This is a genomic window from Desulfonatronovibrio magnus (genome assembly GCF_000934755.1).
Taxonomy (GTDB): domain Bacteria; phylum Desulfobacterota; class Desulfovibrionia; order Desulfovibrionales; family Desulfonatronovibrionaceae; genus Desulfonatronovibrio; species Desulfonatronovibrio magnus.
This window is the reverse complement of sequence record NZ_KN882176.1, coordinates 114,228-137,432: the sequence shown is the minus strand read 5'-3', so window position 1 is coordinate 137,432 and position 23,205 is coordinate 114,228. Positions and strand designations below refer to the sequence as shown.

The following is a 23,205-nucleotide window of genomic DNA, read 5'->3' as shown; positions in this document are numbered from 1 at the left end:
GATCAACCCAAAAACAAACTAACCCGTGTACCCTTCCCCGGTTCTGAATCAATTGTTATGCTTCCTTTATGATCTCTGACAATTCTATGCACAATGGCCAAGCCCAAACCTGTTCCTTTACCCTTGCTGGAAAAAAAGGGCTCTAAGGCTCTGGCCTTAGTATTTTCATCCATTCCACATCCATTATCCTGAACCGTAATTTTCACCACACCCCCTGCCCTGCCCTGTAAGCCTTTCATTGCGCTTTGAGAAACGACATTTAAAGGACTATCCTGTTTTGTATCTTCAGACTTATGCAGCAGTGCGTCCTGGTCAAATTCTGTCTGCCCCCATTGCAAATTTTCTTTATTACTGAACTCATGGTTTTGTGTTAACTCGGAACTGATAGTTATCTGCCCGGATTTACCGTCAATAGCATCCAGACTGTTCAGCACAAGGTTGATCAGAGCCTGTTTCAAGAGATCCCCATCTGCCAGGACCTTATCCTGATCCAGTTGCAGGTGGAGCTCACACCCATGTTCTTTCAGATCCAGCTGTAAAAGCCTTTCAATCTCAAGCATCATTTCTTCCAGACTAATATCACGTAATTCTAAAGACCTTGGCCGGGCAAGATAAAGCAGGTCAGTAACCACTCTGTTAAGTCTATCCGATTCCCTGACCATGGTCCGGGCGTATGACTGAGCTGGTTCGTTCTGTGCAAATTTTTGTTGAAAATACTGGGCAAAGCCGCGCAGGGAACTTAAGGGGTTTCTGATTTCATGGGCCAGACCGGCTGCAAACCTGCCAAGAGTAGCCAGGTCCCGGGCATGCTCAAGATCCTTTTCAAGCTCTCTGATTCTGGTCCTGTCTCTCACAAGCATTAAGGAATTATCATCATCACTGATGGGAACAGACAAGATCTCCAGAGCCTTGCCTTTGAGATCCACCTGGCTCCAGCCAGGGCTCAATGTCTGGCTTTTCTCAGGAAGCAGATCCATATCAATGTGACTGCCCACCAGTTCGCCCTGAACACAAAGTAAATCTCTTGCAGCAGGATTGGCTGCCTGTACTATGCCATCACCTGAAACACTGAGCAGACCGTCAGGCATATTATCCAACAGTCTGGAATGAAAGGTCTTTAGCTCATCATATTGCTGGCGCTGCCCTCTTTTCTTCAAATAGGCAATGAGCAGCACCCAGATCAAAAATACAGCAAAAAGCGTAACAACGCTTTGAATAATAAGACCGCGCTTGAATCCTGCATAAACTTCATTATGCCTGGCCATATCCAAAGCAATAAAGATTACAGTGCCTGCCCCTGAATCATCGCTACTGCTCATCATATGGCGGCCTCTGTGCAATATTTCCGGCCTTGTACCGGGTATGCCCATGATAAAAACATCCCGCCCCATAAAAACATCCTGAGAGCTCCATAGACCGGTGGATGCAGCAGCAGTCATTTCATCACTCAAGGCAAACTCATCAGGAGATGCTTCATCCCGGGCAATGAACATGCGACCCGCAGGACCTGAAATGTCTAAGAAAACTACGTCTCCTTCTTCTACCAGTTCTTCAAGAACCTCCCTGGTCAATTGGGATGGATCAGCTTCCGTATCCCACCTTCTGTGCGCCATGCTCCGAAAAACACCTCTATGAAGATTTGCTTCCACGCTTCTGATTATGGCTCTGCCAGTAACCTCCATCTGATCACGCACATGTTCCTGCTGCTGCCTGAGACTCTGCCAGGTCAGGAAAATCAGCCCTGCAGCCAACACCAGTAACCCCAAAGTCAAAAACATGAAGCTGCCTGTATATTTTTTCTGTATTCCTATTTTCAAGTCAGTGTTCCAGTAGTATCTGTTTAGCGCTTTGCATGGGGTATGGTAACGGCTCATGCAGGAAAAGCCTATCCCAAAAAATGAGCCATTTGTTTTTTGTCTGTTATTTGTTATCTGTTATCAGGGTAAGGCAGTGAATTCAGTCTTTTGTTCTTTAACTGGACAGTCAAAAGTTCTTGTGCAGCCCCTTGTATTTACTGCCATTTTACAAGCTTTAGATATCCAGACGTTTTTTAAGCCTAACCATTTGAAATCATAATGTTTTTTTCTTCAACTAATAACTATTAACTGATAACTTTTAACTCTCAAGTTCTTTAACAATTCACTATTAACATCTTCTTGTATTTTATACGACCTTCCGTGTGTTCCGTAGGCAAAAGCTCCTGGCTTTCTTTGAAAATGAAACAACATGCTGGTTTGAAATTTCCAATACGCGCCTGTTAACAATTAGCTGATAACTTTTTTACCCTCAAGTTAAACATTGTACACGATATTGGCAAAAAAACTTTTTTTTAAAAAAATCATTTTTAGCCAAAATAATGCTTTCCTTTCTTAAAAAAGATGTATACAAGGCATTTACTTTGTCGATTTGAAGTGCAAGGCTGGAGTGCATCAGCCAAAGATCGGCAACTATCTATTTATTTTATTTTTCAGGAGTTTTTTTTTATGACCAATCTGTATGTAGGCAATCTGCCATGGAGCACAACTGAAACCCAGCTTAAAGACCTTTTTTCTCAGCATGGCGAAGTTAATTCAGCCAATATAATCCAGGACCGGGAAACCGGGCGTTCTCGTGGATTTGGCTTTGTTGAAATGGAAGATGGTGCTGATGCAGCTATCGAAAATCTTAATGGACAGGAACTCGATGGCCGCAGTATTAAAGTAAATATTGCCAAACCCAGAAGAGAATCCAGATACTAAAGATATCTTTACTGACAAAACAAAAACCCACTCCGCAATGCGGGGTGGGTTTTTTTATTTTTATTCCGCGAACAACCTTTCTAACTCATGCTCATGCCTGCTCAGCCAGCTTTCAAGTTACTGAACTGCTACCAACTGCGTTTGAAAAAGTTGACCTGCTCATTGTAGTGTTTAACCTTTCCTTCAATACTGGCAAGTTTGCTTTGAGTCATGGGTCTGAACTCCCTTGCCACCCGTACATTTTCATCCACCTGATCGACACTTGTTATTCCCACTATGGCTGTACTTACTGGAAAACTTAAGGCATATCCCAGAGCCTCATCCATAGTTGTCACCCCGTTTGTTCGAAAAATATTGTTTACAGCAGTGATCTTCATGGCAATTATGCCCATTCTCTTTTCCAAGGCCCTGTTTAACAAATCACCCTGAAACGGATCATAAAAAATATCCCCGGCATTAAGGGCCATTAGTATTGTATCAAAATCATAATTGTTAATGCCATACAAAAGTGCTTCAGAGTTTCGGTGGCCAGTAATTCCTATATGTCTTATCACTCCCTGGGACCTCAGCTTTTCCATGGCCTCAACTGCTCCATTCCTGCTTAATGCACGCTGGATATCATCATGGGTCCTTATGTTATGTACCTGATAAAGATCAAGATAGTCAGTCTGCAGCCGATCCAGACTCTGTTCAATAAGCCGCATGGTTCCATCATACGTTCGATCATGGGTTTTGCTGGCGAGGAAAACCTGATTTCTGCGTCGCGACATGACCAGGCCAATATTTGTTTCACTCCCACCTGCTCCATAAGAAGGTGCTGTATCTATGTAGTTGACGCCGAGATCAAGAGCTCTGTCAATAATTTCCACTGCCTGGTCAGCTTTGCTCGTCATTTGAACTGTCGATTCTCCACCAAGACTGAAGAGGGAGACATCATGTCCTGTTTTACCGAGCCTTCTTTTTGGGGCATGATCAGGAGTACCTCCTGCTGCCATAATCCTGGATGCATCAACAATGGAGCTCAGTCCTGCGACCCCAAGCCCGGCAGCAACGCCCGCAGTGGTATGCATAAATTTTCTTCTATTCATCGTATACTTCATAGCTCCTCCTTATTACATGCAGCTGGAATTGTATTAACAATAAAATCAAGACATTATGGCTTTACCTTAAAGATTGCTTCTGTCGCTTAGGCTGCCTCGTGGGTGACAGGTTTTGCGCAACTACATCCCTGGCAGCTCAGGTGTCATTGCGAGGGAGTCTTTTACCACGTTGAATACACGCAGTGCAGACGCAGCCATTCAACTGGGGCGAGCTCGGCAATCCTTGTTGCGTGCAAAGCGAAGCAATCGCGCGCTAAGGCTATTTCAAGTTACTCGCGGGTTCGGTCCCGGGCCGCCAGGGTGAGGCGCTTAGAAATTGCAGTTGCGAAATGCCGAGTTTACCGCTGACAGAAGCCTGGGGGATTTACTTACTGCAGATTCTTACACACAGGCTAAAAAATCCTCTTAAGCTCGTACTCCTGCCCTTTTCTGATTTCACACCAAGACATGTTATATCTTGGCAGACAACTGTCAACATGCGCAGTGCCATGGTGACTGTCATAAAAATCAATACTCAATTGAGCATCAACTATACTGTACTCTGGTATAGTCTGTATTACAGCCTGTCTGCCGTCAATGGTCCCAGACCATGCCTCCCAGCTCCAGTTCCGATCCCATCCTGCCAGATCAAAGCCCATGACAATAAGCTGATTGCCATTCTGGGTCACACTGAAGTAGTAGTTAAAGTCTTTTTGTGGTGAAGACCAGATGCCTGACAAGCTCTCAAGTGGCTCCTGAGCCTCAGTCTCGGCCTTTTTTTCTTCTGCGCTTACAAGGCTATTGAAAAAAAACAGGCAAAAACATGTTACCAGGCAAATTGAAACAACTTTTCTCATGATCAGCTCCTTTACTTACGATTGTTAATCCAGATTTGATTATAAAATTTCAACATATTTCATTTAATACCTATCCTTCCCATAAACCCTACTTACATGGAATGGATATTTTTGACAAGAACGCCGATTCAGCCCTTTTCACCCTTGACCAGTGCTGTTCAGCTTACAAGTAACTGAAATAGTTTTGCTAATAAAATCAGACGTTTACAATTTTCATATTTTTCGATTTTTGCTTATGATTGACGTACATTTGCCTGAAAATTTCGTCAAAGATGGGAACTTTGCTCTTGGCAGAGGGACTGTCCCTCGCTGTGTAAACTTTTCCATTGAACCAAATTTCTTCCAGAACAAATGGAGCATCAATCTGTTTTATAGTACCTCGCGGGGACTGTCCCAATTTCCAGATATGGGACTGTTCTTCAAGGTGGAGGCGGCTTCCAGCCGCCTGGAATTAAATAGCCTGCAGGATGCAGGCTCCACTTTAAAGACAGTTACTCACAGGCTCGGTCCCGGCACCCCCGGGTGAGGAGCTTGCAAATATCACAAGTCAAACTGATATCAGATATCATTTTTTTAAATTTGCTTGCCATTAATCAAAGGCTGTGCAATAATTGAAATTATTAGAAACACTTTTTAGTCACAACCATGCCATATTGATACCTTGTCAGTACCTTATTACCACCACTTCGAATATACTGGCACTGTTGAACATTCCTGAGATGGCAGGTGCTTACATTTTTTTTTAACCTCTAATCTCATAAGGAACAAATTATGAAAAAACTATTTTTTGCAACAATCATCTTCTCCATGCTTGCAGGATTAATGCTCTCCACAGTCAGTACTAAACAAATTCAGGCTGCTGACGGCTCAACTGTACTGGAACAGCGCTGTACCACCTGTCATGGAGCCGGACGCATTGAAAGAGCTGGACATGACCTTGATGGATGGAAAAATACTGTGGAAAGAATGGAAGGCAAAGGTGCGTTTGGAAATGCCCTGACCGACGCTGAAAGGCAGGCCCTGCTGGACCATCTGATTACTTTATAATTTACAGTTGATCCCTTACAAGTAACGCATGGGACAGGCACTCCCGGCCCCACTTGAGCAATTATCGATGTTTTATACATGTTATTTTTGAGGCAAGTGGGTCCAGTTAAAGCCTGTTCCATGCCACATTCAAAGTGCGAAACTATTACCAGGTTTTTTTAAGTTGAAAAGTTACGATCCACGGTAATCAGCACTCCTCCCAGAATAACACTCATGGCTGCAAGCAGCAGGGGCAGATCAAACCCCCCCTGCCAGTCTGCCAGTCTTCCGGCTATCACTGGCCCAATCATCTGTCCCACGCTGAAACTGGCTGTTAAAATGGCAACCGAGCGCCCCCCCTCCCTGCCCATCCTTAACTTGCCTTCGGCCAGAGTCACTGCCACAATTCCCAGAAATGTTCCTCCAAAGGTAACTGCAGCAAACAGTACTTCCGCTGACGACTCAGCCCGAACACTTATTAGAATGCCTGCGGCCTGTAGAGCATAGGCTGCCAGGAGTGTCTTTCTGTTGCCCATACGATACGCCAGATGAGTCCAGATAATTGTCGAAGGAATGGCGGAAATACCTACTACAACCCATGTGTAAGGAGCCAGAGTCTCCAGTCCAGGAGTTGCGGCAATGACAGTCACGATAAAAGTAGCGGTTACAATATAACCCAGACCCTCAAAAAAATAGGCAGCTGCCAAAATTCTGATTTTACCCAGCCCGGCAGACGCTCTGGGCAGAGCAGATGTGCTTACCTTTGCTTGAATGCTTTTCCACCCCAGAGCAATACCCAGCAAAGCAAAAATTATGGCAATAATACCCATTCCCGTCCACGCAGAACTCCATCCTCCGACCTTGTCTAACTGAGGAACAATGAGCCCGCTGATAGCTATTCCTGACCCAACGCCCCCGTACAGTGCGCCCATCCAATGTCCATAGCTGCGCCTGACAAGGGCTTCGGCAACTTGAGAAGAAATAACTATAAACAATATTGCACTGGATATACCACCGCAAAAACGCATAGCCCCCCACCAGACATGAGAGGTAGTCGTGCCCATGAAAATCGTTGTAGCGAGACTGAGCAGCAGGGCTACACCTGCAATGTTTCGAGAACTGATAATCCGGGGATTGATGGTGCAGATTACAGCACCTATAAGATATCCGAGGTAATTCAAGCTGGCCAGCAAGCCACCCAGGGTATTGGTCATTTCCAGATCGCGCAGCATGAGAGGCAGAATAGGGGTATAAGCAAACCTCCCGATACCCATGGCTACTACCATACCCAGTATTCCCCCTGCCAGAATTTTCAGGGCGTCAACATCCTGATTTCTAAGGGAGTATCCATGTTTAGTCATCCTGGTTGCCATGAATTACATGTTACCCTGGAAGGAACTAAACTACAAATGAAAATTAAAAACCAATGATTATATTGTTACGGATTAGCATTTTATTCTATGTTTCAAAAATAATTCCTGGTATAATCAAAAATTATCAGGACATGCTGCCGAGCCTTATCCGCCGCAGTATTTAATCTTTTACTTGTTACGTATCGAGTATTAGCCATAGCTGATCATCCTGAGATTGCTTCCTCCAGCCCTCTCAACAATATGGCTCTTCGACGTTTCATGTGGAATTCAGTCAGAACCAATGTAACTTTGGCTATGCTTTTATTGCATCTTTGAGCAGCTCCTGGATTGGAGCTCCAATCATGTAAATCATTGAAATAAAGGTTTTCACATTTCTATAGCCTCTTGCTCTGGATTTGGCTGACTGAAAAAGACTGTTTAAACCCTCAAGCCTGGCGTTTGTATGATTTGATGCCCAGCGTCTGGCTATTTTATCCCTTTGCTCTTTGAAAGTATCCAAGGCCTTTTGCATGGGCTTTAGCAGGGGCTCTTCCTCAATTTGCTTCTCTGCATGCTTGATAAAATGACTGTTACAGCTATAGTTGATTATAAACTGAGTTAAACTTTATATTCAATAAGAAAGCAGTCTAACAATCATATAGACTATGGATTTATAATAAATACATCACTGAATGTTGCGTTTATTTGACCTTCAATAGCCTCGTTACCCCACGCCCAGAGCCATGTATTAGTTGGAATATGATTCATTTGTGACAAGGGAGACCACTTAACCAGAGAATACCCATCCACTAACATCCATATCTCACCCCCAAAGCGAGCCATCCCCACATGGAATTCATTTCCTACTACAGGTTCGTTATCTCCGCCAAATCTGCCATAAGCAACATCTTCTAAATTGTTGCCTTCTTTTAGTCTGATTTGATAGTATATTTCTGAATAATACTCAGCAGCACTTAAACCAATATTTACGACAACTTCTCTACCGTCAATTTCGCCTAAGGTCATGCCTATTCCAGCAGCTCCTGCTCGAGAAAAATCATTTACTGTAATTTTGCTGAGCATGCCTATAGGCACGCCGTCAAATCTGTTACCTAAGTGTACATCGTAATTTGCACTTACTGTCGTACTTGACCCTGAATGAGTAAAAGATTGATCCTGATTATACCAGGATGAAAAGTCTTGAATAAGATATGCATAAGAGGACGAAGCATAGAGAATGAAAAAAACAGCAAAAATAACATTTCGTAAAAATTTCATTTCAACCTCCAGGAGCAAAAAATTAATGAAAAGGTCAGCATAGAATAAATCACATATTAACATCAAAGCATAGAAACAAATAAAGCTATACCACGTTTGATATTCAGAAAGAAGATAAATGGAAGTCGTAAGATCAAATTACTCGACAAGAAAAAATGGGTAGCTATACTCTTTTCTATTCTGTGATCCAGCGTATCATGAGATAAAAAAAGCCCATCCCCAACCTGTAGGCGGGAGATGGGCGTGAATATTCAACCCTGGATGTTCGGTCCACATTTTATGCCTGCACCGGGCTTAAAAACCAAGTATCCAGTTGAATTATTTGTGCAGGACAGTTTTCTTTCATTCACTGCTCATTTTTTGTTAAAGGGAGAAATTTTAAGAGTGAAATGCTTCACATGACTTAAAGCATGGCATTAATTCGAGTCAAGAAAAAAATGCTATGTAATCAGAGCCTGAAATGAAGACTACGTGCATTCACTGAGAGAAGTCCAAAACTGCCTGAATTGTCAAGCTTTCTTTTACCAGTCTTCACAATTAGCATAAGCTAAAAATTCTGATTATTCCTCTGACCCAAACACTTTTTCAATGTGATTGAGTAATCAAGACTCTGCAACAATTGAATCATTTGTCCACAGTAACTCCAGCCTTTTTCACGCATCATTTTGGCTTTCCATAGTTTTCTGGTCCATCCCAGAATGGCCCAAGGCTTTTCCCCTCAGAGTCATAGGCGATCATTTTGGCGTATGGATAGTATGCCTGACCCAAAGCATGGCCCCTGGATCAGCACCTCCGGGAGGCAGGTAGTCTTCAAAATTCAGGGGGATGGACCATTCCAGAAAAATAGCCGTAATCCTCATCTTTACTATATCCATTTTTACACCAATCTTTCGTAAACTCTCAAATGGTCGGTGTCTCACTCATTGGCACAGAGGGTATAAGGCTCTATCACATTTTTGACAAATTTTGAGTCCAGAGGTCACCTTCTCAGGTCCATTTTTTGGAACATGTCCACCAAGTTCGTCTGTCTTGGCAAAACCACAGCCATGCCTGAATATGACGTGTTTATTGAACTTTTAACCGGATACTAGAGCTCTTGATCTGGGTGTCAACTAAATTGATACAGCACCCTCTTATGAAGCAGGGGGGGTGAAGCAAATATAGGTCTGGTCATGGTGCGGCGCATATAAGTCAGGTTTTCCTGGCAAGAAAAACCGTGATCTCAATTCCGTCTCATTATACATCACGGACATGTCCTGACTGTGGAAATAGAGTTAAGAAAACTTTATCTACCAGTACTCACGTTTATTCTTGTGGATGCAGGCTACACAGAGGGGCGCCGCAGCTAAAAATATTTTGCGTGTAGGGCTGGACACGTTAACAGCGTAAGCTGCTTGGGTGCTCGGTAATTTATTACCGAGAGCAGTCATGCCGTTTTGAGAAGCCTTATATCTGTCAATTCATGTCCTTTAGTGTCAAATAGTCATCAAATAGAACTGTCTTTCAAAATGAACAAGTTTGTGGACGATCCAGAATTTTCTCGAAAGCCATGCAGATTTCCAGCAATCTTCGTTCTTTTCCAGGGGAGCAGTGCACCTGTAAGCCTACAGGCAGGCTGCCACTTTGCAGTGGCAGTGTTGCCGCACACAGGTTGTAAGCATTGCCAGGTCTTGTATTATGTAATGAACGTGCAGTAAAAGCACCGGCAGTTTCAGGAGTGAGACATTGGCTGAGCGGTTGAGGCAGCAAAGGAGTTGTTGGACAAAGAAACCCATCCAGTCCATGGAGTCGCTTCGTGCCGAGTTCCCCCAGTTCCTCATAGCGTCGGGCCAGCGTAATGTACTCTGCAGCCTTAGTCTCCCTGGCCATATCCAGCCTTCCGACAGCCACAGGATCTATATTTTCACGTTCCCGTAGATAGCGTTCTTCTCCGATGCTGGCCAGGAGGTCAGAGGAGACCATCTTAGCAAAGATATCCTTAACCTCAGGGGCTTCTGGCAGATCAATGGGAATTAGTATTGCCCCCTTGTCCTGGATTTGCTGAAGGGCATTTTCCACGGTTTTCTGCACCATGGGGTCTAAGTCATCGAAGAAATGGTTTTCTGGCACGCCAAATCTAAGGCCACGGATATCTGGGATTTTTAAGGACTCGCTTGAGTCTAAGGCTGAAAAGAAACAGGCAGCGTCGGTAGCAGTAGCAGAGAGCAGACCGATGGAATCCATGCTGGGGCATAATGGAAAGATGCCGTCCAGTGGCCAGAGTCCCCAGGTAGTCTTGAGGCCGAAGACGCCACAAAGGGCCGCCGGAGCGCGCACGGAGCCTCCGGTATCCGAGCCCAGGGCCAAACCGCAAAGCCCTGCGGCCATGGCTACTGCCGAGCCGCTGCTCGAGCCCCCTGGAGTTAGGTGTACGTCCAGGTCGCAAGGGTTCCAGGGAGTTGGGTGTGTGGTATTTTGTCCTCCTGCAGCAAATTCAATGGTTCGGGTTTTTCCGAGAATTATACAGCCTTTACTTTTCAGGGTCTTTATGAACCTGCCTTCCTGGCCGATCAGGTCAGCGATATCTATGCATGATCCGGCACGGGTGGGCATGCCCTGAACCGCAATGATGTCCTTTACAGCGACAGGCACACCCATGAGGGGGCCAAGGTCAACGCCTGCAGCAAGTAGCGAATCTATTGCTCGAGCTGTCTCTAAGGCCTGCTCAGATGCAATATGGACAAATGCGTCGAGCTTGGGATTCAGGGCTTCGATACGGGTCAAGCATGACTCAGTTACGTGCAAAGCGGTAGTTTCACCAGAGCGCAGGCGCTTAGCAAAACCTTTTAAACCATACATTAATATCTCATTGCTCAGCAGAGTGGACATGACCTTTTATCTCATCTCATCTATAGCAGAGCCAAGCTCAAATAAGGAATAAATATCAAAAATAAAAGTGCTATGAGCATAGCAATTAGAAAGGGCAGCATTGCAAAACTTAATCGCTCTATGGAAATTTTACTGATACCACAGCCCACGAAAAGGTTTACGCCTACCGGAGGTGTAATAAAGCCCATGGAAATAGTTACAATCATAACTATACCAAAGTGGATGGGATCCATCCCAAAATGCTTAACAACCGGCAGCAACAAAGGAGTCAAGATAAGGATATTGGCCAAAGCATCCATAAAAGTTCCCATAACTAACAGAAATACGATAATAATGAGTATCACTACATACTTATTTTCAGAAATTCCAATTAAGAATTCTACCATCAAGTCAGGCACATTATGGAACAGAAAAATCTGACCCAATGCGGTTGCTGTGGCAACAACCAAAAAAATTGAAGCAGTAGTTAACGCAGTTTTACGTAGAATATCCCAACATATTTTTAAACTTAATGAGCGTACAATCAGACCCTCCATAAAAAGCGCGTAGACCACGGCAACAGCACCGGCCTCAGTGGGAGTGAAAATTCCACCATAAATACCACCAAGGATGATAACTGGAACCAGGAGTGCATGGATAGATTTTAAAAGTGCCTGGGGTAGCTTTTTAATGTCAAAACATTGCCCTGCCCCTGTATATCCTTTACGCTTGGCCAATATATAGGATGTCAGCATTAAGACTAAGCCAACAAAGATGCCGGGGATAATGCCCGCAATAAAGAGAGATCCAACTGAAACTCCTGCAGTTGTACCATATATAATTAAGGGCACACTGGGAGGAATCATTACACCTACACATCCAGCAGCGGTACTTACTGAAGTAGCAAAAGGCAGATCATACCCTTCTTTTTTCATGGAAGGAATCATGATGCCGCCAACAGCGGCAGTAGTAGCAGGAGCGGATCCACTCAAAGCGCCGAAAAACATGCTTGTAAGTACTGTAACCTGTGCCAGTCCTCCAGTTATGTGTCCAACTAGACAACGAGAGAGGTCCAATAGTCTCTGGGCCATACCGCCCTTCATCATAATTTCCCCAGCCATAATAAAAAAAGGCACTGCCAGGATTGGAAAATTGTCTAAGGAAGTAAAAAGTTTCTGGATTATAAACGCGTATGATATATTGCCTGTCCATATACCTATGAGCACACTCAAGCCGATGGCTACCCCGATAGGTAAGCTAAGGAGCAGGAAAATAAAGAGCGAGACCATGACGTACACTATAGATATATCCATCTAAATTACTCCGTTAACAATTTTTAGATCGTTCCAGCGTCTGTGTCTTTTAAAAAAACAGGATGCGTCCCTTTGAATAATTTCCATATCAATTGGACGTTCCGTAAAGCCATCAATATGAATCCAACAGGGATAGACAGGTAAGCATAGTAAATTTTAATATCCATGGTCTGAGCTTGCTGGCCAGTAGCATTTAGCAAAGACAACATTTTAATACCATAATAAGCGCAAAAAATACAAAAAAAGATAGTCAATAAACATGATAGTCCAATAATTAAGATTTTTATTCGAGGCCTTACGTAATTTCTTAATACCGTGACAGCCAGGTGCCTGTCTTCTAAGGACGCATAGCTACAACCAATAAATACCGCCCATATGAAAAGATACCGCCCCAATTCTTCTGACCAGGACAAAGAGCTTTGCAGTACATATCGATTGAAAACCTGTATTGCTATTATCAAAATCATTCCGCCAAGAAACAGGGAAGATAGAATCTCTTCAATACGATTAAAAAAATTAAAAAATTTACGCATTTATGTGGTCCTCATGAATGATTTTTTGTGCGGGCAGAAGGCTGCCCGCACTTACTTTCCTGATACTTTTACTGAGATTCATACTCCCTGACTGTTTCTCGAGCTTGTTCGATAAGATCCTTGCCTACACGTTCTTCAAACTCAGCAATAACTGCCTGGGTAGCCTCTTGGAAGCGTGCACGTTCTTCTGGATCGAGCCTGACAATCTCTACGCCCTTCTTGCGCATCTCCTCAAGAATCATTTCTTCATTACTGCGGATCTTAGCGCGCTGAAATAGTTTCATTTCAGTAAAGGCTTCAGTAATCAACATCTGATCTGCAGGGCTGAGGCTTTTATAAAAAATTTCGGAAATCATAACCAGATGCGGGCTATAAAAACTGCCAACCAGCGTCAGATTATCTTGTACTTCGTGAAAGTTATTGAACCAGGCTAAGTTTAAATCAATATCGATACCATCTACAGTACCCTGCTGCAGTGCGGTGAAGACCTCACCCCAGGAAATGGGGGTGGGATTGGCGCCAAGATGATTCAAGGTAGATATATGTGCTCTGCTGGCAGTAGAACGAATCCGGAGATTTTGAACATCGTCCAGACTTTGAATTGCACGTCTGCCATTAAAAAGATGGCGAAAACCAATTTCAATATATCCCAAACCAAAAATACCAGTACCTTCCAAAGCAGAGGTGGCCTGACGTCCTATTGGGCCGTCAGTGATCAAGTCGCTGGCTTCATAGCTTGGTATAATAAAAGGCATATCAAAAATTAGAAAAGCGTCTGAAAAAGGTGCCAGATTTGGCGTAGAAGCAGAGCCCATCTGGAGCATGCCGGTCTGAAGCCCCTGTACTACACTGTCAAAATTTCCAAACTGGCTGCTATGATAGTGGATTACTTCAATACGTCCCTCACTGCGTCTTTCCACTAACTCTTTAAAATATGCAAAGCCTTCCCCCATGGGGTGTTGAGGGACATTGGGGTGGGCAAGCCTGATCACAATTTTTTTAGCAGACGCCTCCTGCGGCTGCAGCGTGGTCATGCCAAAAACAAGCATGCAAGCAATAGCGATGGCAGAGATTTTGAACATTTTCATTTTAAGTCCTCCTGGATGGTTGGAATGTGTTTAAATGTTTCCATATTTAAAAGCCTTGGTAACTTTGTTACAGTATCCTCAAGCCTTGGCAGGCCCTTGGTGACGGAATGTGTCTAAGTAGGCATAGAGCGCCGGTGAACCACCTGTATGAAGAAACAAGATCTTCTGGCCTTTGCTGAAAACGCCCTTGCGTATCAGGTCGATCATGCCAGCCATTGCTTTTCCCGAGTACACAGGGTCCAGCAGGATGGCTTCGGTCTTGGCGAGAATGGAAACGGCCTCTACCATGGAATCCGTGGGCAGGGAGTAGCCCGGGCCGACATACTGGTCGTAGCAAACCACTTCTTCCGCTGGAGTGGCGCTGCGCAAGCCAAGAGTGTCTGCAAGTTTCTCAGTAAGTCCGTGAACTAATGCTTCCTGTTCAGCCTTAGTCCTGCTTACATTGACGCCGCTGACAGGCAGGCCGGTATTAGCGCCCCACAAGCCAGTGAGCATGCCGGCGTGAGTTCCTGCGCTCCCAGAAGGCACCACCACATGGTCGAGATCCAGCTTCATCTCGAAAAGCTGCCCCAGCATTTCCATGGCGCATGACACATATCCCAGAGCGCCTAACGGATTGGATGCGCCACCCGGAATTATGTAGGGTTTTAACCCTTGCTTGCGGGCATTTTCTGCTGCTTCTTCCATGGCTTCGCCCATGTTAGAACCGCCCGGAACTACCGTGACCTTGTCCACCCCCATGAGATGGAAGAGAAAGTTGTTTCCGCTGGCTTCAGGCTTGTAGCTTCCAGGCACACGTTCCTCTAATACCAGCCTGCAGCGCAGACCTTCCTTGGCCGCCCAGCCTAAAGTCAGCCGACAGTGATTCGACTGAACCGCTCCGCAGGTTATCAGGGTGTCAGCTCCTTGTTGCAAAGCGTCTGCAATGCAGAAGTCCAGCTTACGGGTTTTGTTACCTCCACCTGCACCGGGCAGAAGATCATCACGTTTAATGTAGATTTGAGGACCGCCAAGGAGTTCCGTGAGGTTAGATGCGAACTCGATGGGAGTGGGAATATTAACATACCCTCGACGAGGGAATCTTGAAAGATGCATAGTGCCTCCAGTTGTTCAGCTGATGTTAGCTATTAGTTCCATTTCCACATTTGCGCCTTTGGGCAGAGCAGCAACCTGCACAGCAGAACGCGCTGGAGGTTCCTGGCCAAAATACTTTGCGTACACATTATTGACGGTCTGAAAGTCAGCAATATCCGTCAAAAAAATTGTTGTCTTAACCACATGAGATGCATCGCAACCGGCGGCTTCGAGTACGGCCAGGGCATTGCTGCAAACTAAATCCATGCGTTTATCAATTGTATCTTCCAGGAGCTCTCCTGTTGCAGATTCTATAGGTAATTGTCCGGACACAAAGACCAGGGAACCAGCCTTGACTGCCTGAGAGTATGGACCGATAGTTGCCGGCGCCTTGTCTGTGCTGACAATAATTTTGTTTTTACTCATACGGTGTTCTCCTTTTTGTAATTTCTATTGCGAAAGGTTTGCAGTCCCTATGAAATGACTTTTCCTGTCTTGGCATGAACTTCTTTGAGATAATTGTAGACAGTGTATCTGGATACGCCCATGGCTTGGGCCACAAGCTCAACGCTGCCTTTTATAAGAAACACACCATGGTCCTCTAAGGATTCCACGAACTGTACCCGTTCTTCTTTGGTCATGGCGGAAGGCAACTTCCCCATTGATTTTACTGCACGCTCCATGAGTGCATCAACAGTCTCGTTGAGCGACGAGGCAAAAGTTTCAGAGCGATCATCACTTGCATCCGCTACTCTGCATAAATCTTCTATCAGACCGATTGAATTGATAAAGTCAGAAATATCGAAATTAATGCAGAAAACACCCATGATTTCGCCCTCGGGATCACGTATGTAGCTGGTGAAGGACTTCATCTTATGGCCATCGCTGGTCAGTGTGGGATAATTTTTATGGTCCTTGACGTTGGGCCCTTCACGTCGCATTGCTCTAAGCACCATGTCTGTGATAGGGGCACCAATTTTGCGGTGAGTAACGTCACCCTCTATATGCACCAGCGAGTTTGGCAGCTTCTCGAAATCGTGAATCACAACTTCACAATTTCGGCCAAAAAGCTCAGCTATGCCCTCAGCCATTCTTATGTAATTCTCAAAAATGCATTTTTTTATTTCGCTCATGATTGCCTACCTTCTTTGATCGTTACTTGTCTTACTATTTCAACAAAAATTTGAAGTTGTCAACAACTTTTTTTGACAACTTCAACAAAATATTGAACAAAAACTATAATGAAGTATGCTTTTGAAAATGACTTGTTTTTTGCTTAGAGAAAAAAGAATGCCTCATGCCCGGACTTAATCAGGACTTGAGGCAAAGTGTAATTTATGAGGAAAAGAAAGGTGTGAAGACAAGCATAGCAACATGCTTCGATAAAATTTTAACCCTGTCTGAATGATCAAGCCTTTTGCAGTCAGTCTTTAGAATAATTATTAGATCATGTCTCCGCATAATAAAAATTCTTTTGTCTCTTGTCTAAAAAATCAAATTTGACCTTCTAAATCAATCGGCGTACAAACACATAAACACCAATGGAGGTCCGCCATGAATTCCGTGCGTTGGAACGTCGCCGTATCAGCAGAAACCGACAAGGCCTTGCGAGTTTTCCTGGCCAGCTGCGGACAGGGCCGTAAGGGAGACCTGTCCCGCTTTATTGAAGGCGCTGTGCGTGAGCGCGTTTTCAATGAAACAGCCCAGGCGGTCAAAGAGCAGAACTTGGAGGCCACGCCTGAGGAAATTGAATCTGCAGTGGCTGAGGCCCTGGACTGGAGCAGAAAAACCTGATGCGTGTGGTACTGGACAGCAATGTACTGCTTTCCGCCCTGATCTCCCCGTACGCTCCTCCTCACAAAATCTTCCAGGCTTGGCAGGATGGCCGCTTCGAGCTTATCACCTGCCGCCAACAGATAGAGGAAATCCGGCAGGCCAGTCGTTACCCCAAATTGCAACGAATCCTACAGGGCCACCGGGTGGGAACCCTGATTAACCACCTTAGCCGTGGCAACCTTGTTGAAAAACTGCCTATGGGCATGCAAGCCAATGATCCGGATGATGCTTTTCTGCTGGGACTATCCCAGGCTGGTAGAGCGGACTTCCTCATCACAGGGGACAAGCGCTCCAGCCTTTTGCAGATAGGCAGCCATGGGCAAACCCGTATTATTACTCCTGATATCTTCTGCCGGGAATTCTGAAAATTCCTGTTTGAAGTCATTGCCTTTTTTTAACTTCCTATGTGAACCCTACGTGCATAAAAGTCTGGTTCTGCTTAAAATGAAGACTACATCTGCCCCCTACTAATCCTTCCTGCCCCTAATTCCTGCCCTTTGTCCACAAACTTTCTTCGAAAATATTCACCATGGCACACATGGAAGCCGGTCAACATAATTTTGTTTGCAGTGCTTGAAAATGAAGTCAGAGGAGGGACTACTGTTGGGGGGACTTTGATAATTTTTGTTTTGCCCACAGATATACTTACGCTGCAGGACCTCACGAACTAATAGCCATAGGTTGATATGACAGGAGTTATATCTGCATTAATCTTTAATTTTAAAGCCATAGGAGGGTCGAGGCTACACTCTAGAGAACTTTCCTGAGGTATCTGGTCACGGGGGGGGGTTAAGTGAAGCTGGAGAACTTATTGCGGTTTTTTCAGTACCCTTGGGAGGCATATTTTTATTTTTTATATCATTTTTTTATTGGTGCACCTTATGGTACAATAAAAATTTTAACCTTCTGTTAATGCCCATAAACACTATATGTCTGGCGGAGGGAGAGAGATTCGAACTCCCGGACCCTTTCGGGTCAACGGTTTTCAAGACCGCCGCCTTCAACCACTCGGCCATCCCTCCGTATACATGAAAACGCCAACTTGACTTAGAAAAATCAACTCAGCGTGGAAACTTTACTTTTTATCCCAACCTCTCTATATTTGTCAAGAAATGATTTGAACATTTTTTTAAACGGAAAGCGTCATAACAGGGCGGCCCGGGACCGAGCTTGCGAGTAACTAAAAAATCAGCCTTAACACGTTAGAGATTGCCGCGCTCGAAGACTCGCTCGCAATGACACCTGAGGTGTCAGGAATGTAGTTGCTGAAAACCTGTCACACACGAAGGAGCCTAAGCGACCGAAGCAATCTGTATGGCAAAATCGTAATAATCTGAATTTATTAATAAAACGCTTCCAGTTACTTGTAAGATCCTCACCCTGGCGGCCCGGGTCCGAACCTGCGAGTAACTGGATAATAAGGAAGAGATCAATTAGATCGAATAACCCCCAACCCCTCCTTAACTAAGGAGGGGTGTACACCTTGCTGTGCGCCAGTTATGATAGAATTGTGTGACACCAACCATTTGAAATACAAGGATAAGCTATTTTAAATCATCATGACAAAATATCTCAACCAGAACTTTGATGGCGTTGCTCTTTTCTCCGGAGGGCTGGACTCAATATTAGCGATTCACCTCATTCAGGAACAAGGGCTCAAAGTCCTTGGCCTGCACTTTTGCTCTCCTTTTTTTGGTCATCCTGAAAGAATAGCTAAGTGGGAAAAACAGTATCATATTCCTGTAGAAAAAGTTGATATATCAAAAGAGTTTATCAGTATGGTGCAGAGTGGCCCTCAGTATGGAACTGGAAAAATTCTAAATCCATGCGTTGACTGTAAAATTATTATGCTTAAAAAGGCCAGAGAACTGATGCACAGGTACCAGACTAAATTTATTGTATCTGGAGAAGTTGTTGGACAAAGGCCAATGTCCCAGAGACGAGATGCCTTGAATATCATTTTACGCGAGGCTGATGTTAAGGGTATCCTTGTTCGCCCTCTTTCAGCTCATCATTTAAAGCCCACTACTGTAGAGGAAGCAGGAATCGTAGACAGGAGTAAGCTTGAAAGCATTTCCGGAAGAGGCAGAAAAGACCAGATGCGCTTAGTCAAAAAATTCAATATCCATCCTGTTCCAACACCTGCAGGGGGATGCCTGCTCACGGAAAAAGAATCCTCCAAAAGATATCTGCCTTTGCTGCAGCATGTTTCTAATCTGAAACCTGAAGACTTTATGCTGGCCAATACCGGCAGACAAATGTGGAGTTCCAGTTATTGGCTGACCATTGGCCGAAACAAGGACGACAATGCATTTCTTGAGGAGCTGAGCACAGAAAACGACTATATTATTAAACTAAAGATGTTTCCCGGTCCTCTTGGTTTGGGCAGAATTTTAAACAATCAGCCCTGGCCTGAACAAATTGTAGCAAGCGCCTGTGAAGTGCTGAGCAGATTTTCTCCCAAGGCCAGACAATCTAACAGGCAGGTGGATGTTTTAGTCAGTCATAATGGCGAAACACGGGAGCTGCTGGTATGGCCAGGAGAGCTTGAGCACACAGCCCAATGGTCTGAGCCTGTCTGGGACAGGGACCTGGTTCATCAGATATACTCTGAAAAACACACTGAACGAGTAAACTGAATGGATATTCTGATCAGTCTTTTATTATTGGCTATAAGTGCTGTTTTGCTTTGGGCGGGGGCTGTATGGATAGTTGAAAGCGCATCCGCCATTGCGAGAAAGTTCAACCTGTCAGAACTGACTATTGGATTGACCATTGTGGCTCTGGGCACATCTCTGCCTGAATTTCTGGTCACTGCCACTGCTGCAATTCGTGGATATGGAGACATTTCTCTGTCCAATGTTATTGGATCAAACATATTCAATCTGGGCATAATTCTGGGGCTTATTGCTGTAATCACACCCATTCCAGCCAGCAAAACCCTGATAAGGCGCGATATATTTTTTTTAATTCTGCTTACATTGTTCATTCTTGTCATGATGCTGGACCTGACTCTGAGTAGAATGACCGGCATTGCCCTGGTCTTTATCTTTGTTTCATATAATTTTATGGTATTTTTCAGAGGAGCCAGGCTGACCATTGAGCTGGACGCTCCGTCAGAGAGAAAAGCAGTACCTTCAGACTATATAAAGCTGGTGGCAGGTTTTGCAATGATTGCCCTCGGTGGACACTACATGGTAAATGGAGCCACCTCTCTCGCTGAACTTATGGGGGTCAGCCAATGGGCCATTGGTGTGACTATAGTTGCCGCCGGCACATCTTTGCCTGAGCTTATCACCTGCCTGGTTGCTGCAATGCGTCATAAAAATGATATGCTTTTGGGCAACCTCATAGGTAGCGATATATTCAATTTTGCTGGAGTTTTAGGCTTGACCTGCATCCTAAATCCCATAAACATATCCGGTACAGCCATACCCAGCATGTTAAGTCTACTTCTAATGCTGGGATTTGTAACTTTGTTCATGCGCACCGGCTTTAAAGTTGGCAGGCTTGAGGGTCTTTTTCTCATTCTTTTTGCCCTGGGGCGCTGGACCCTGGATTTTACTATTTTTACCTGAAACTAATTCAGACTCTGCCACAGCTCAACTGAAACAATGATCGTAAGGATGAAGGCTGAAGGATGGAAGCTTGTACATTACCACATTAGCCCCTGGGATTGCCTCTTTTATCCCCTGCGGATTCCCCGCGGCATGATTTCTTCCTCATGCCACATGCAAAACACCAAACAGATGCCTGTTATCGAAGTTCGCTGTAACAATAAACAAAACGGAGAAATAAGTTGAAAGTTCCTCAAGGTGATTATTACTATCCCAACCCTAATCATAAAAGAGAAAGAATGTATGTTCGAGATAACGACGGAGTGATTGAGTTCAGACTGTGGAGTCAGGACCATCCCCAAATATGGGAAAGGCATGGCTGGTTAGATATGGACATCATCAACCGGGCAGCAGGTATGTATGACAAGAAAGGCGAAAATCCGGCAAAACTATATGATATTAATGTAGCCAAGGCCATTTTGAAGAAAAGGTAGCCTTGTTTGGAGAGTACTATCAATACACAGGCTAACGCGGGCTGTGCCCACATCCCAGTTATCTGTTAATTGTTATCAGGGGAAGGCAGTGAATTCAGCCTTTGTTCTTCAACATTTAACTATTAACTGATAACAATTTCTTGTTTTTTGCTACAGGATTGACGCGGTAAGTTACTAAGAATCGCTTTTGCTGACCTCTGATTCTGGGTTGGCGCTGGAAATAGCCTTAACTCTGTTTCGGCCACTGTTTTTGGCCATATAAAGAGCCTTGTCTGCAGCGCTTATGAGGTCGCTGGAGTCGTACTCGGATCTGAGCTGGGCCACTCCGATACTAATGGTGAAACGAATGGCTTCTCCGAGCTGACCGGATTTTTTTCGTGGCACAAAATTATACATTTCCACGTCTTTTCTAAGTTCTTCAGCCCTGGACCGAGCGTCTTGTTCGTATGTATTGTCAAAAATGATACAAAGCTCTTCCCCGCCGTATCTACAGGGAACTCCATTATGCATGTCCGCGTGCTTTCTGATGATCTTGGCCAGAGCTTTCAGCACATCATCCCCAATGAGATGTCCCCACTCATCATTGATATTTTTAAAGTGATCAACATCAATCATAAGCAAGGACAATGGTATATCATTTAAATGATGCGAATCCACGGCATTGCTGAGATATTCATCAAAATAGTTTCTGTTGTATAGATTTTTCAGCAGGTTATCGTATTTGGCAATATTTTCCAAATTCCTGGCACGATTCTCCCAGCTTACAGCCTCTTTCCTGGCCTCAAGCACAATCTTCCTGATGGTACCCTTGATATAACCGATTATATGACTTGGATCCTTCTGCAATTCTATATCACTTATTGTCTTTTCACTGAAATTATTAAGCTCTGAGCTTTGACGATTCACGCTTTTTTTGAACTCACCTACAAGAACCTGAATCTGATTTATGAGGGTTTCAGTAAATTCCTGTTCGTTATTGAGCTTCTGCTCCACAAGATTAATATCATTCTTTATATTTTCAGTAAAACACTGCTGAATTTTTTTGATAATGGCTTCCAGGTTAGCTTCAGAAAAATCTTTTTCCTCAAAGGCCTGCAATACCATTTTCTGCAGCTTGTATTTCTGCTCAAGAGTAATGATATCCATTCTGGAAACAAGATTGCGCACAAAGAGAATTATACTCAGCCACTCTGATTCATCTTTGATGCCCAGACGGTTAATGGTTTTGGACAGCTCTTCGTAGCTTAATGGATTACATACTTTATTATTACTCATGTTCTGATCCTTCCAAGTCCGGGTGAAGTAACTGACATGATGGGCAGACGCATGAAGACCTCCCTGCTACTTTTCTTGATTCAAGAGTGGAATCACACTTGGGACAACAATGACCTTTTTTGCCATATACCAGAAAATTTTCCTGAAACATCCCTGAATATCCCTGAGCATCACGGTAGTTGCGAAATGAGCTGCCACCTGCTTGTATTGAGCTGCTCAAAACTTCCTTAAGGCTGAAGTATAATTTTCGCAACCTTTTAAGTGAGACCTGATTTGCCGGAGTCTCAGGGTGTATCCCAGCCATGAAGAGTGACTCGTCTGCATAAATATTGCCTATGCCGGCAATATGTTTCTGATCCAGGAGCAGAGCTTTGATCCGGGCCTTCTTAGGTGTGAAGAGACCTACAAATTCTTGTTCAGATATTAGCAGGGGCTCAGGACCAAGCCCTGCAAAAAACTTCCAGGATTCAAGACCAGGACTGTCGAAAAGAGCACAGTATCCGAACTTTCGCTGATCTTGAAAAAACATTCTGGTGCCGTCTTCAAAAGTGAATAAAAGGTGAGTATGCTTGTCCGGCTGTGATTCCGCAGGTGGAATCCAGACTTTGCCGGTCATTTTGAGGTGAAAAATTAGATGACGAGCTTGATCCAGGTCGATGATCAAAAGCTTGGCCCGACGCCTGACATCTGTAACCATGCTGCCGGGAAGATTGGTCTGAAAATCATTTCTGTCCGTATGTAGTATGCCTGAATATAAAATTGAAGTCTGAATGATTTTTTTTCCAAGGATTAAAGGCTTAAGGCCTCTTGCTATGGTTTCGACTTCAGGCAGTTCCGGCATATACACTCCTGCTTGCA

24 protein-coding genes and 1 tRNA gene are annotated in these 23,205 nt (G+C 44.3%); 8 read left to right on the top strand and 17 right to left on the bottom strand.

Features of this window, described 5'->3' with window-relative positions; all coding sequences use genetic code 11:
• Positions 1–2: 2 nt before the first annotated feature.
• Entirely contained in the window at positions 3–1,817 is a 1,815-nt protein-coding gene (locus LZ23_RS15990) for a two-component system sensor histidine kinase NtrB (RefSeq protein WP_045215781.1), read from the bottom strand.
• Positions 1,818–2,483: 666 nt separating this feature from the next.
• Here LZ23_RS15990 and rbp point away from each other — a divergent pair.
• On the top strand, positions 2,484–2,738 hold the full coding sequence (rbp, locus tag LZ23_RS15980; protein ID WP_045215777.1) for an RNA-binding regulator: 255 nt from the start codon (positions 2,484–2,486) through the stop codon (positions 2,736–2,738).
• A gap of 128 nt (positions 2,739–2,866) precedes the next feature.
• Here the strand turns inward: rbp and LZ23_RS15975 are convergent, their stop codons facing one another.
• Together LZ23_RS15975 and LZ23_RS15970 are read right to left on the bottom strand one after the other, a co-directional pair.
• On the bottom strand, positions 2,867–3,838 hold the full coding sequence (locus tag LZ23_RS15975) for an aldo/keto reductase (RefSeq protein WP_232300520.1): 972 nt from the start codon (positions 3,836–3,838) through the stop codon (positions 2,867–2,869).
• 392 nt (positions 3,839–4,230) lie between these two features.
• Positions 4,231–4,674 (bottom strand): hypothetical protein, encoded by a 444-nt coding sequence (locus tag LZ23_RS15970; RefSeq protein ID WP_045215776.1) that lies wholly within the window; start codon positions 4,672–4,674, stop codon positions 4,231–4,233.
• Positions 4,675–5,445: 771 nt separating this feature from the next.
• Between LZ23_RS15970 and LZ23_RS15960 the strand changes: the two genes are divergently transcribed.
• Positions 5,446–5,721 carry a hypothetical protein gene (locus tag LZ23_RS15960; protein ID WP_045215773.1) on the top strand — a complete coding sequence of 92 codons (276 nt, stop codon included), beginning with the start codon at positions 5,446–5,448 and terminating at the stop codon, positions 5,719–5,721.
• Positions 5,722–5,879: 158 nt separating this feature from the next.
• Here LZ23_RS15960 and LZ23_RS15955 read toward each other — a convergent pair whose 3' ends face one another.
• The 4 genes from LZ23_RS15955 to LZ23_RS24215 form a co-directional block, all read right to left on the bottom strand.
• On the bottom strand, positions 5,880–7,073 hold the full coding sequence (locus LZ23_RS15955; RefSeq protein WP_052507444.1) for a YbfB/YjiJ family MFS transporter: 1,194 nt from the start codon (positions 7,071–7,073) through the stop codon (positions 5,880–5,882).
• A gap of 292 nt (positions 7,074–7,365) precedes the next feature.
• Positions 7,366–7,662 (bottom strand): transposase, encoded by a 297-nt coding sequence (locus LZ23_RS15950; protein WP_435050744.1) that lies wholly within the window; start codon positions 7,660–7,662, stop codon positions 7,366–7,368.
• A 53-nt stretch (positions 7,663–7,715) separates the two neighbouring features.
• On the bottom strand, positions 7,716–8,330 hold the full coding sequence (locus tag LZ23_RS15945; RefSeq protein ID WP_045215771.1) for a hypothetical protein: 615 nt from the start codon (positions 8,328–8,330) through the stop codon (positions 7,716–7,718).
• Between the two features lie 734 nt (positions 8,331–9,064).
• Positions 9,065–9,205 carry a hypothetical protein gene (locus LZ23_RS24215; RefSeq protein ID WP_157493275.1) on the bottom strand — a complete coding sequence of 47 codons (141 nt, stop codon included), beginning with the start codon at positions 9,203–9,205 and terminating at the stop codon, positions 9,065–9,067.
• A 341-nt stretch (positions 9,206–9,546) separates the two neighbouring features.
• Here LZ23_RS24215 and LZ23_RS25585 point away from each other — a divergent pair, with 341 nt between their 5' ends.
• Positions 9,547–9,696, top strand: a complete 150-nt coding sequence (locus LZ23_RS25585) for a zinc ribbon domain-containing protein (protein ID WP_198146022.1) — start codon at positions 9,547–9,549, stop codon at positions 9,694–9,696.
• A 137-nt stretch (positions 9,697–9,833) separates the two neighbouring features.
• Here LZ23_RS25585 and LZ23_RS15940 read toward each other — a convergent pair whose 3' ends face one another.
• The 7 genes from LZ23_RS15940 to LZ23_RS15910 all read right to left on the bottom strand — a co-directional run bounded on the left by LZ23_RS15940 (position 9,834) and on the right by LZ23_RS15910 (position 16,318).
• The gene (locus LZ23_RS15940; RefSeq protein WP_045215769.1) at positions 9,834–11,198 is read right to left on the bottom strand and encodes an amidase; all 1,365 of its coding nucleotides are present in this window, start codon (positions 11,196–11,198) and stop codon (positions 9,834–9,836) included.
• 20 nt (positions 11,199–11,218) lie between these two features.
• On the bottom strand, positions 11,219–12,466 hold the full coding sequence (locus tag LZ23_RS15935) for a TRAP transporter large permease (protein WP_232300522.1): 1,248 nt from the start codon (positions 12,464–12,466) through the stop codon (positions 11,219–11,221).
• Positions 12,467–12,513: 47 nt separating this feature from the next.
• Entirely contained in the window at positions 12,514–13,023 is a 510-nt protein-coding gene (locus tag LZ23_RS15930) for a TRAP transporter small permease (RefSeq protein WP_045215766.1), read from the bottom strand.
• Positions 13,024–13,091: 68 nt separating this feature from the next.
• Complete coding sequence (locus LZ23_RS15925) at positions 13,092–14,111, bottom strand: TRAP transporter substrate-binding protein (RefSeq protein WP_232300519.1); 1,020 nt, start codon at positions 14,109–14,111, stop codon at positions 13,092–13,094.
• A 78-nt stretch (positions 14,112–14,189) separates the two neighbouring features.
• On the bottom strand, positions 14,190–15,206 hold the full coding sequence (gene cuyA, locus LZ23_RS15920) for a D-cysteate sulfo-lyase (protein ID WP_045215764.1): 1,017 nt from the start codon (positions 15,204–15,206) through the stop codon (positions 14,190–14,192).
• Between the two features lie 15 nt (positions 15,207–15,221).
• Complete coding sequence (locus tag LZ23_RS15915) at positions 15,222–15,611, bottom strand: Rid family detoxifying hydrolase (RefSeq protein ID WP_045215762.1); 390 nt, start codon at positions 15,609–15,611, stop codon at positions 15,222–15,224.
• A 47-nt stretch (positions 15,612–15,658) separates the two neighbouring features.
• Positions 15,659–16,318, bottom strand: a complete 660-nt coding sequence (locus LZ23_RS15910; RefSeq protein ID WP_045215760.1) for a helix-turn-helix transcriptional regulator — start codon at positions 16,316–16,318, stop codon at positions 15,659–15,661.
• 421 nt (positions 16,319–16,739) lie between these two features.
• Here LZ23_RS15910 and LZ23_RS15905 point away from each other — a divergent pair, with 421 nt between their 5' ends.
• Together LZ23_RS15905 and LZ23_RS15900 are read left to right on the top strand one after the other, a co-directional pair.
• Entirely contained in the window at positions 16,740–16,979 is a 240-nt protein-coding gene (locus tag LZ23_RS15905) for a ribbon-helix-helix domain-containing protein (RefSeq protein ID WP_045215758.1), read from the top strand.
• On the top strand, positions 16,979–17,386 hold the full coding sequence (locus tag LZ23_RS15900) for a putative toxin-antitoxin system toxin component, PIN family (protein ID WP_045215756.1): 408 nt from the start codon (positions 16,979–16,981) through the stop codon (positions 17,384–17,386). The genes LZ23_RS15905 and LZ23_RS15900 overlap by 1 nt, the downstream gene beginning before the upstream one ends.
• A gap of 569 nt (positions 17,387–17,955) precedes the next feature.
• Here the strand turns inward: LZ23_RS15900 and LZ23_RS15895 are convergent.
• Positions 17,956–18,043: transfer RNA gene (locus tag LZ23_RS15895), tRNA-Ser, on the bottom strand.
• A gap of 537 nt (positions 18,044–18,580) precedes the next feature.
• Between LZ23_RS15895 and LZ23_RS15890 the strand changes: the two genes are divergently transcribed.
• The 3 genes from LZ23_RS15890 to LZ23_RS15880 all read left to right on the top strand — a co-directional run bounded on the left by LZ23_RS15890 (position 18,581) and on the right by LZ23_RS15880 (position 21,072).
• Positions 18,581–19,660, top strand: coding sequence for a tRNA (5-methylaminomethyl-2-thiouridylate)-methyltransferase (locus LZ23_RS15890; protein ID WP_045215755.1), 1,080 nt, complete (start codon positions 18,581–18,583; stop codon positions 19,658–19,660).
• A complete protein-coding gene (locus LZ23_RS15885) occupies positions 19,661–20,599 on the top strand; it encodes a calcium/sodium antiporter (RefSeq protein WP_045215753.1) in 939 nt (312 codons plus the stop codon).
• A gap of 221 nt (positions 20,600–20,820) precedes the next feature.
• Entirely contained in the window at positions 20,821–21,072 is a 252-nt protein-coding gene (locus LZ23_RS15880) for a hypothetical protein (RefSeq protein WP_045215751.1), read from the top strand.
• A 174-nt stretch (positions 21,073–21,246) separates the two neighbouring features.
• Here LZ23_RS15880 and LZ23_RS15875 read toward each other — a convergent pair whose 3' ends face one another.
• A complete protein-coding gene (locus LZ23_RS15875) occupies positions 21,247–22,347 on the bottom strand; it encodes a GGDEF domain-containing protein (protein WP_045215750.1) in 1,101 nt (366 codons plus the stop codon).
• Positions 22,340–23,188 (bottom strand): bifunctional DNA-formamidopyrimidine glycosylase/DNA-(apurinic or apyrimidinic site) lyase, encoded by an 849-nt coding sequence (mutM, locus tag LZ23_RS15870; protein WP_045215748.1) that lies wholly within the window; start codon positions 23,186–23,188, stop codon positions 22,340–22,342. Before mutM ends, LZ23_RS15875 begins: the two co-directional genes overlap by 8 nt.
• Positions 23,189–23,205: the final 17 nt, after the last annotated feature.

Coding starts and splice junctions, on each gene's coding strand:
- LZ23_RS24215 (WP_157493275.1), bottom strand. CDS start 9,205: ATGGATATAGTAAAGATGAGGATTACGGCTATTTTTCTGGAATGGTCC.
- LZ23_RS15940 (WP_045215769.1), bottom strand. CDS start 11,198: ATGTCCACTCTGCTGAGCAATGAGATATTAATGTATGGTTTAAAAGGT.
- LZ23_RS15905 (WP_045215758.1), top strand. CDS start 16,740: ATGAATTCCGTGCGTTGGAACGTCGCCGTATCAGCAGAAACCGACAAG.
- LZ23_RS15910 (WP_045215760.1), bottom strand. CDS start 16,318: ATGAGCGAAATAAAAAAATGCATTTTTGAGAATTACATAAGAATGGCT.
- rbp (WP_045215777.1), top strand. CDS start 2,484: ATGACCAATCTGTATGTAGGCAATCTGCCATGGAGCACAACTGAAACC.
- LZ23_RS15975 (WP_232300520.1), bottom strand. CDS start 3,838: ATGAAGTATACGATGAATAGAAGAAAATTTATGCATACCACTGCGGGC.
- LZ23_RS15900 (WP_045215756.1), top strand. CDS start 16,979: ATGCGTGTGGTACTGGACAGCAATGTACTGCTTTCCGCCCTGATCTCC.
- LZ23_RS15935 (WP_232300522.1), bottom strand. CDS start 12,466: ATGGTCTCGCTCTTTATTTTCCTGCTCCTTAGCTTACCTATCGGGGTA.
- LZ23_RS15955 (WP_052507444.1), bottom strand. CDS start 7,073: ATGGCAACCAGGATGACTAAACATGGATACTCCCTTAGAAATCAGGAT.
- LZ23_RS15945 (WP_045215771.1), bottom strand. CDS start 8,330: ATGAAATTTTTACGAAATGTTATTTTTGCTGTTTTTTTCATTCTCTAT.
- LZ23_RS15875 (WP_045215750.1), bottom strand. CDS start 22,347: ATGAGTAATAATAAAGTATGTAATCCATTAAGCTACGAAGAGCTGTCC.
- LZ23_RS15970 (WP_045215776.1), bottom strand. CDS start 4,674: ATGAGAAAAGTTGTTTCAATTTGCCTGGTAACATGTTTTTGCCTGTTT.
- LZ23_RS15930 (WP_045215766.1), bottom strand. CDS start 13,023: ATGCGTAAATTTTTTAATTTTTTTAATCGTATTGAAGAGATTCTATCT.
- LZ23_RS15925 (WP_232300519.1), bottom strand. CDS start 14,111: ATGAAAATGTTCAAAATCTCTGCCATCGCTATTGCTTGCATGCTTGTT.
- LZ23_RS15915 (WP_045215762.1), bottom strand. CDS start 15,611: ATGAGTAAAAACAAAATTATTGTCAGCACAGACAAGGCGCCGGCAACT.
- cuyA (WP_045215764.1), bottom strand. CDS start 15,206: ATGCATCTTTCAAGATTCCCTCGTCGAGGGTATGTTAATATTCCCACT.
- mutM (WP_045215748.1), bottom strand. CDS start 23,188: ATGCCGGAACTGCCTGAAGTCGAAACCATAGCAAGAGGCCTTAAGCCT.
- LZ23_RS15890 (WP_045215755.1), top strand. CDS start 18,581: ATGACAAAATATCTCAACCAGAACTTTGATGGCGTTGCTCTTTTCTCC.
- LZ23_RS15885 (WP_045215753.1), top strand. CDS start 19,661: ATGGATATTCTGATCAGTCTTTTATTATTGGCTATAAGTGCTGTTTTG.
- LZ23_RS15960 (WP_045215773.1), top strand. CDS start 5,446: ATGAAAAAACTATTTTTTGCAACAATCATCTTCTCCATGCTTGCAGGA.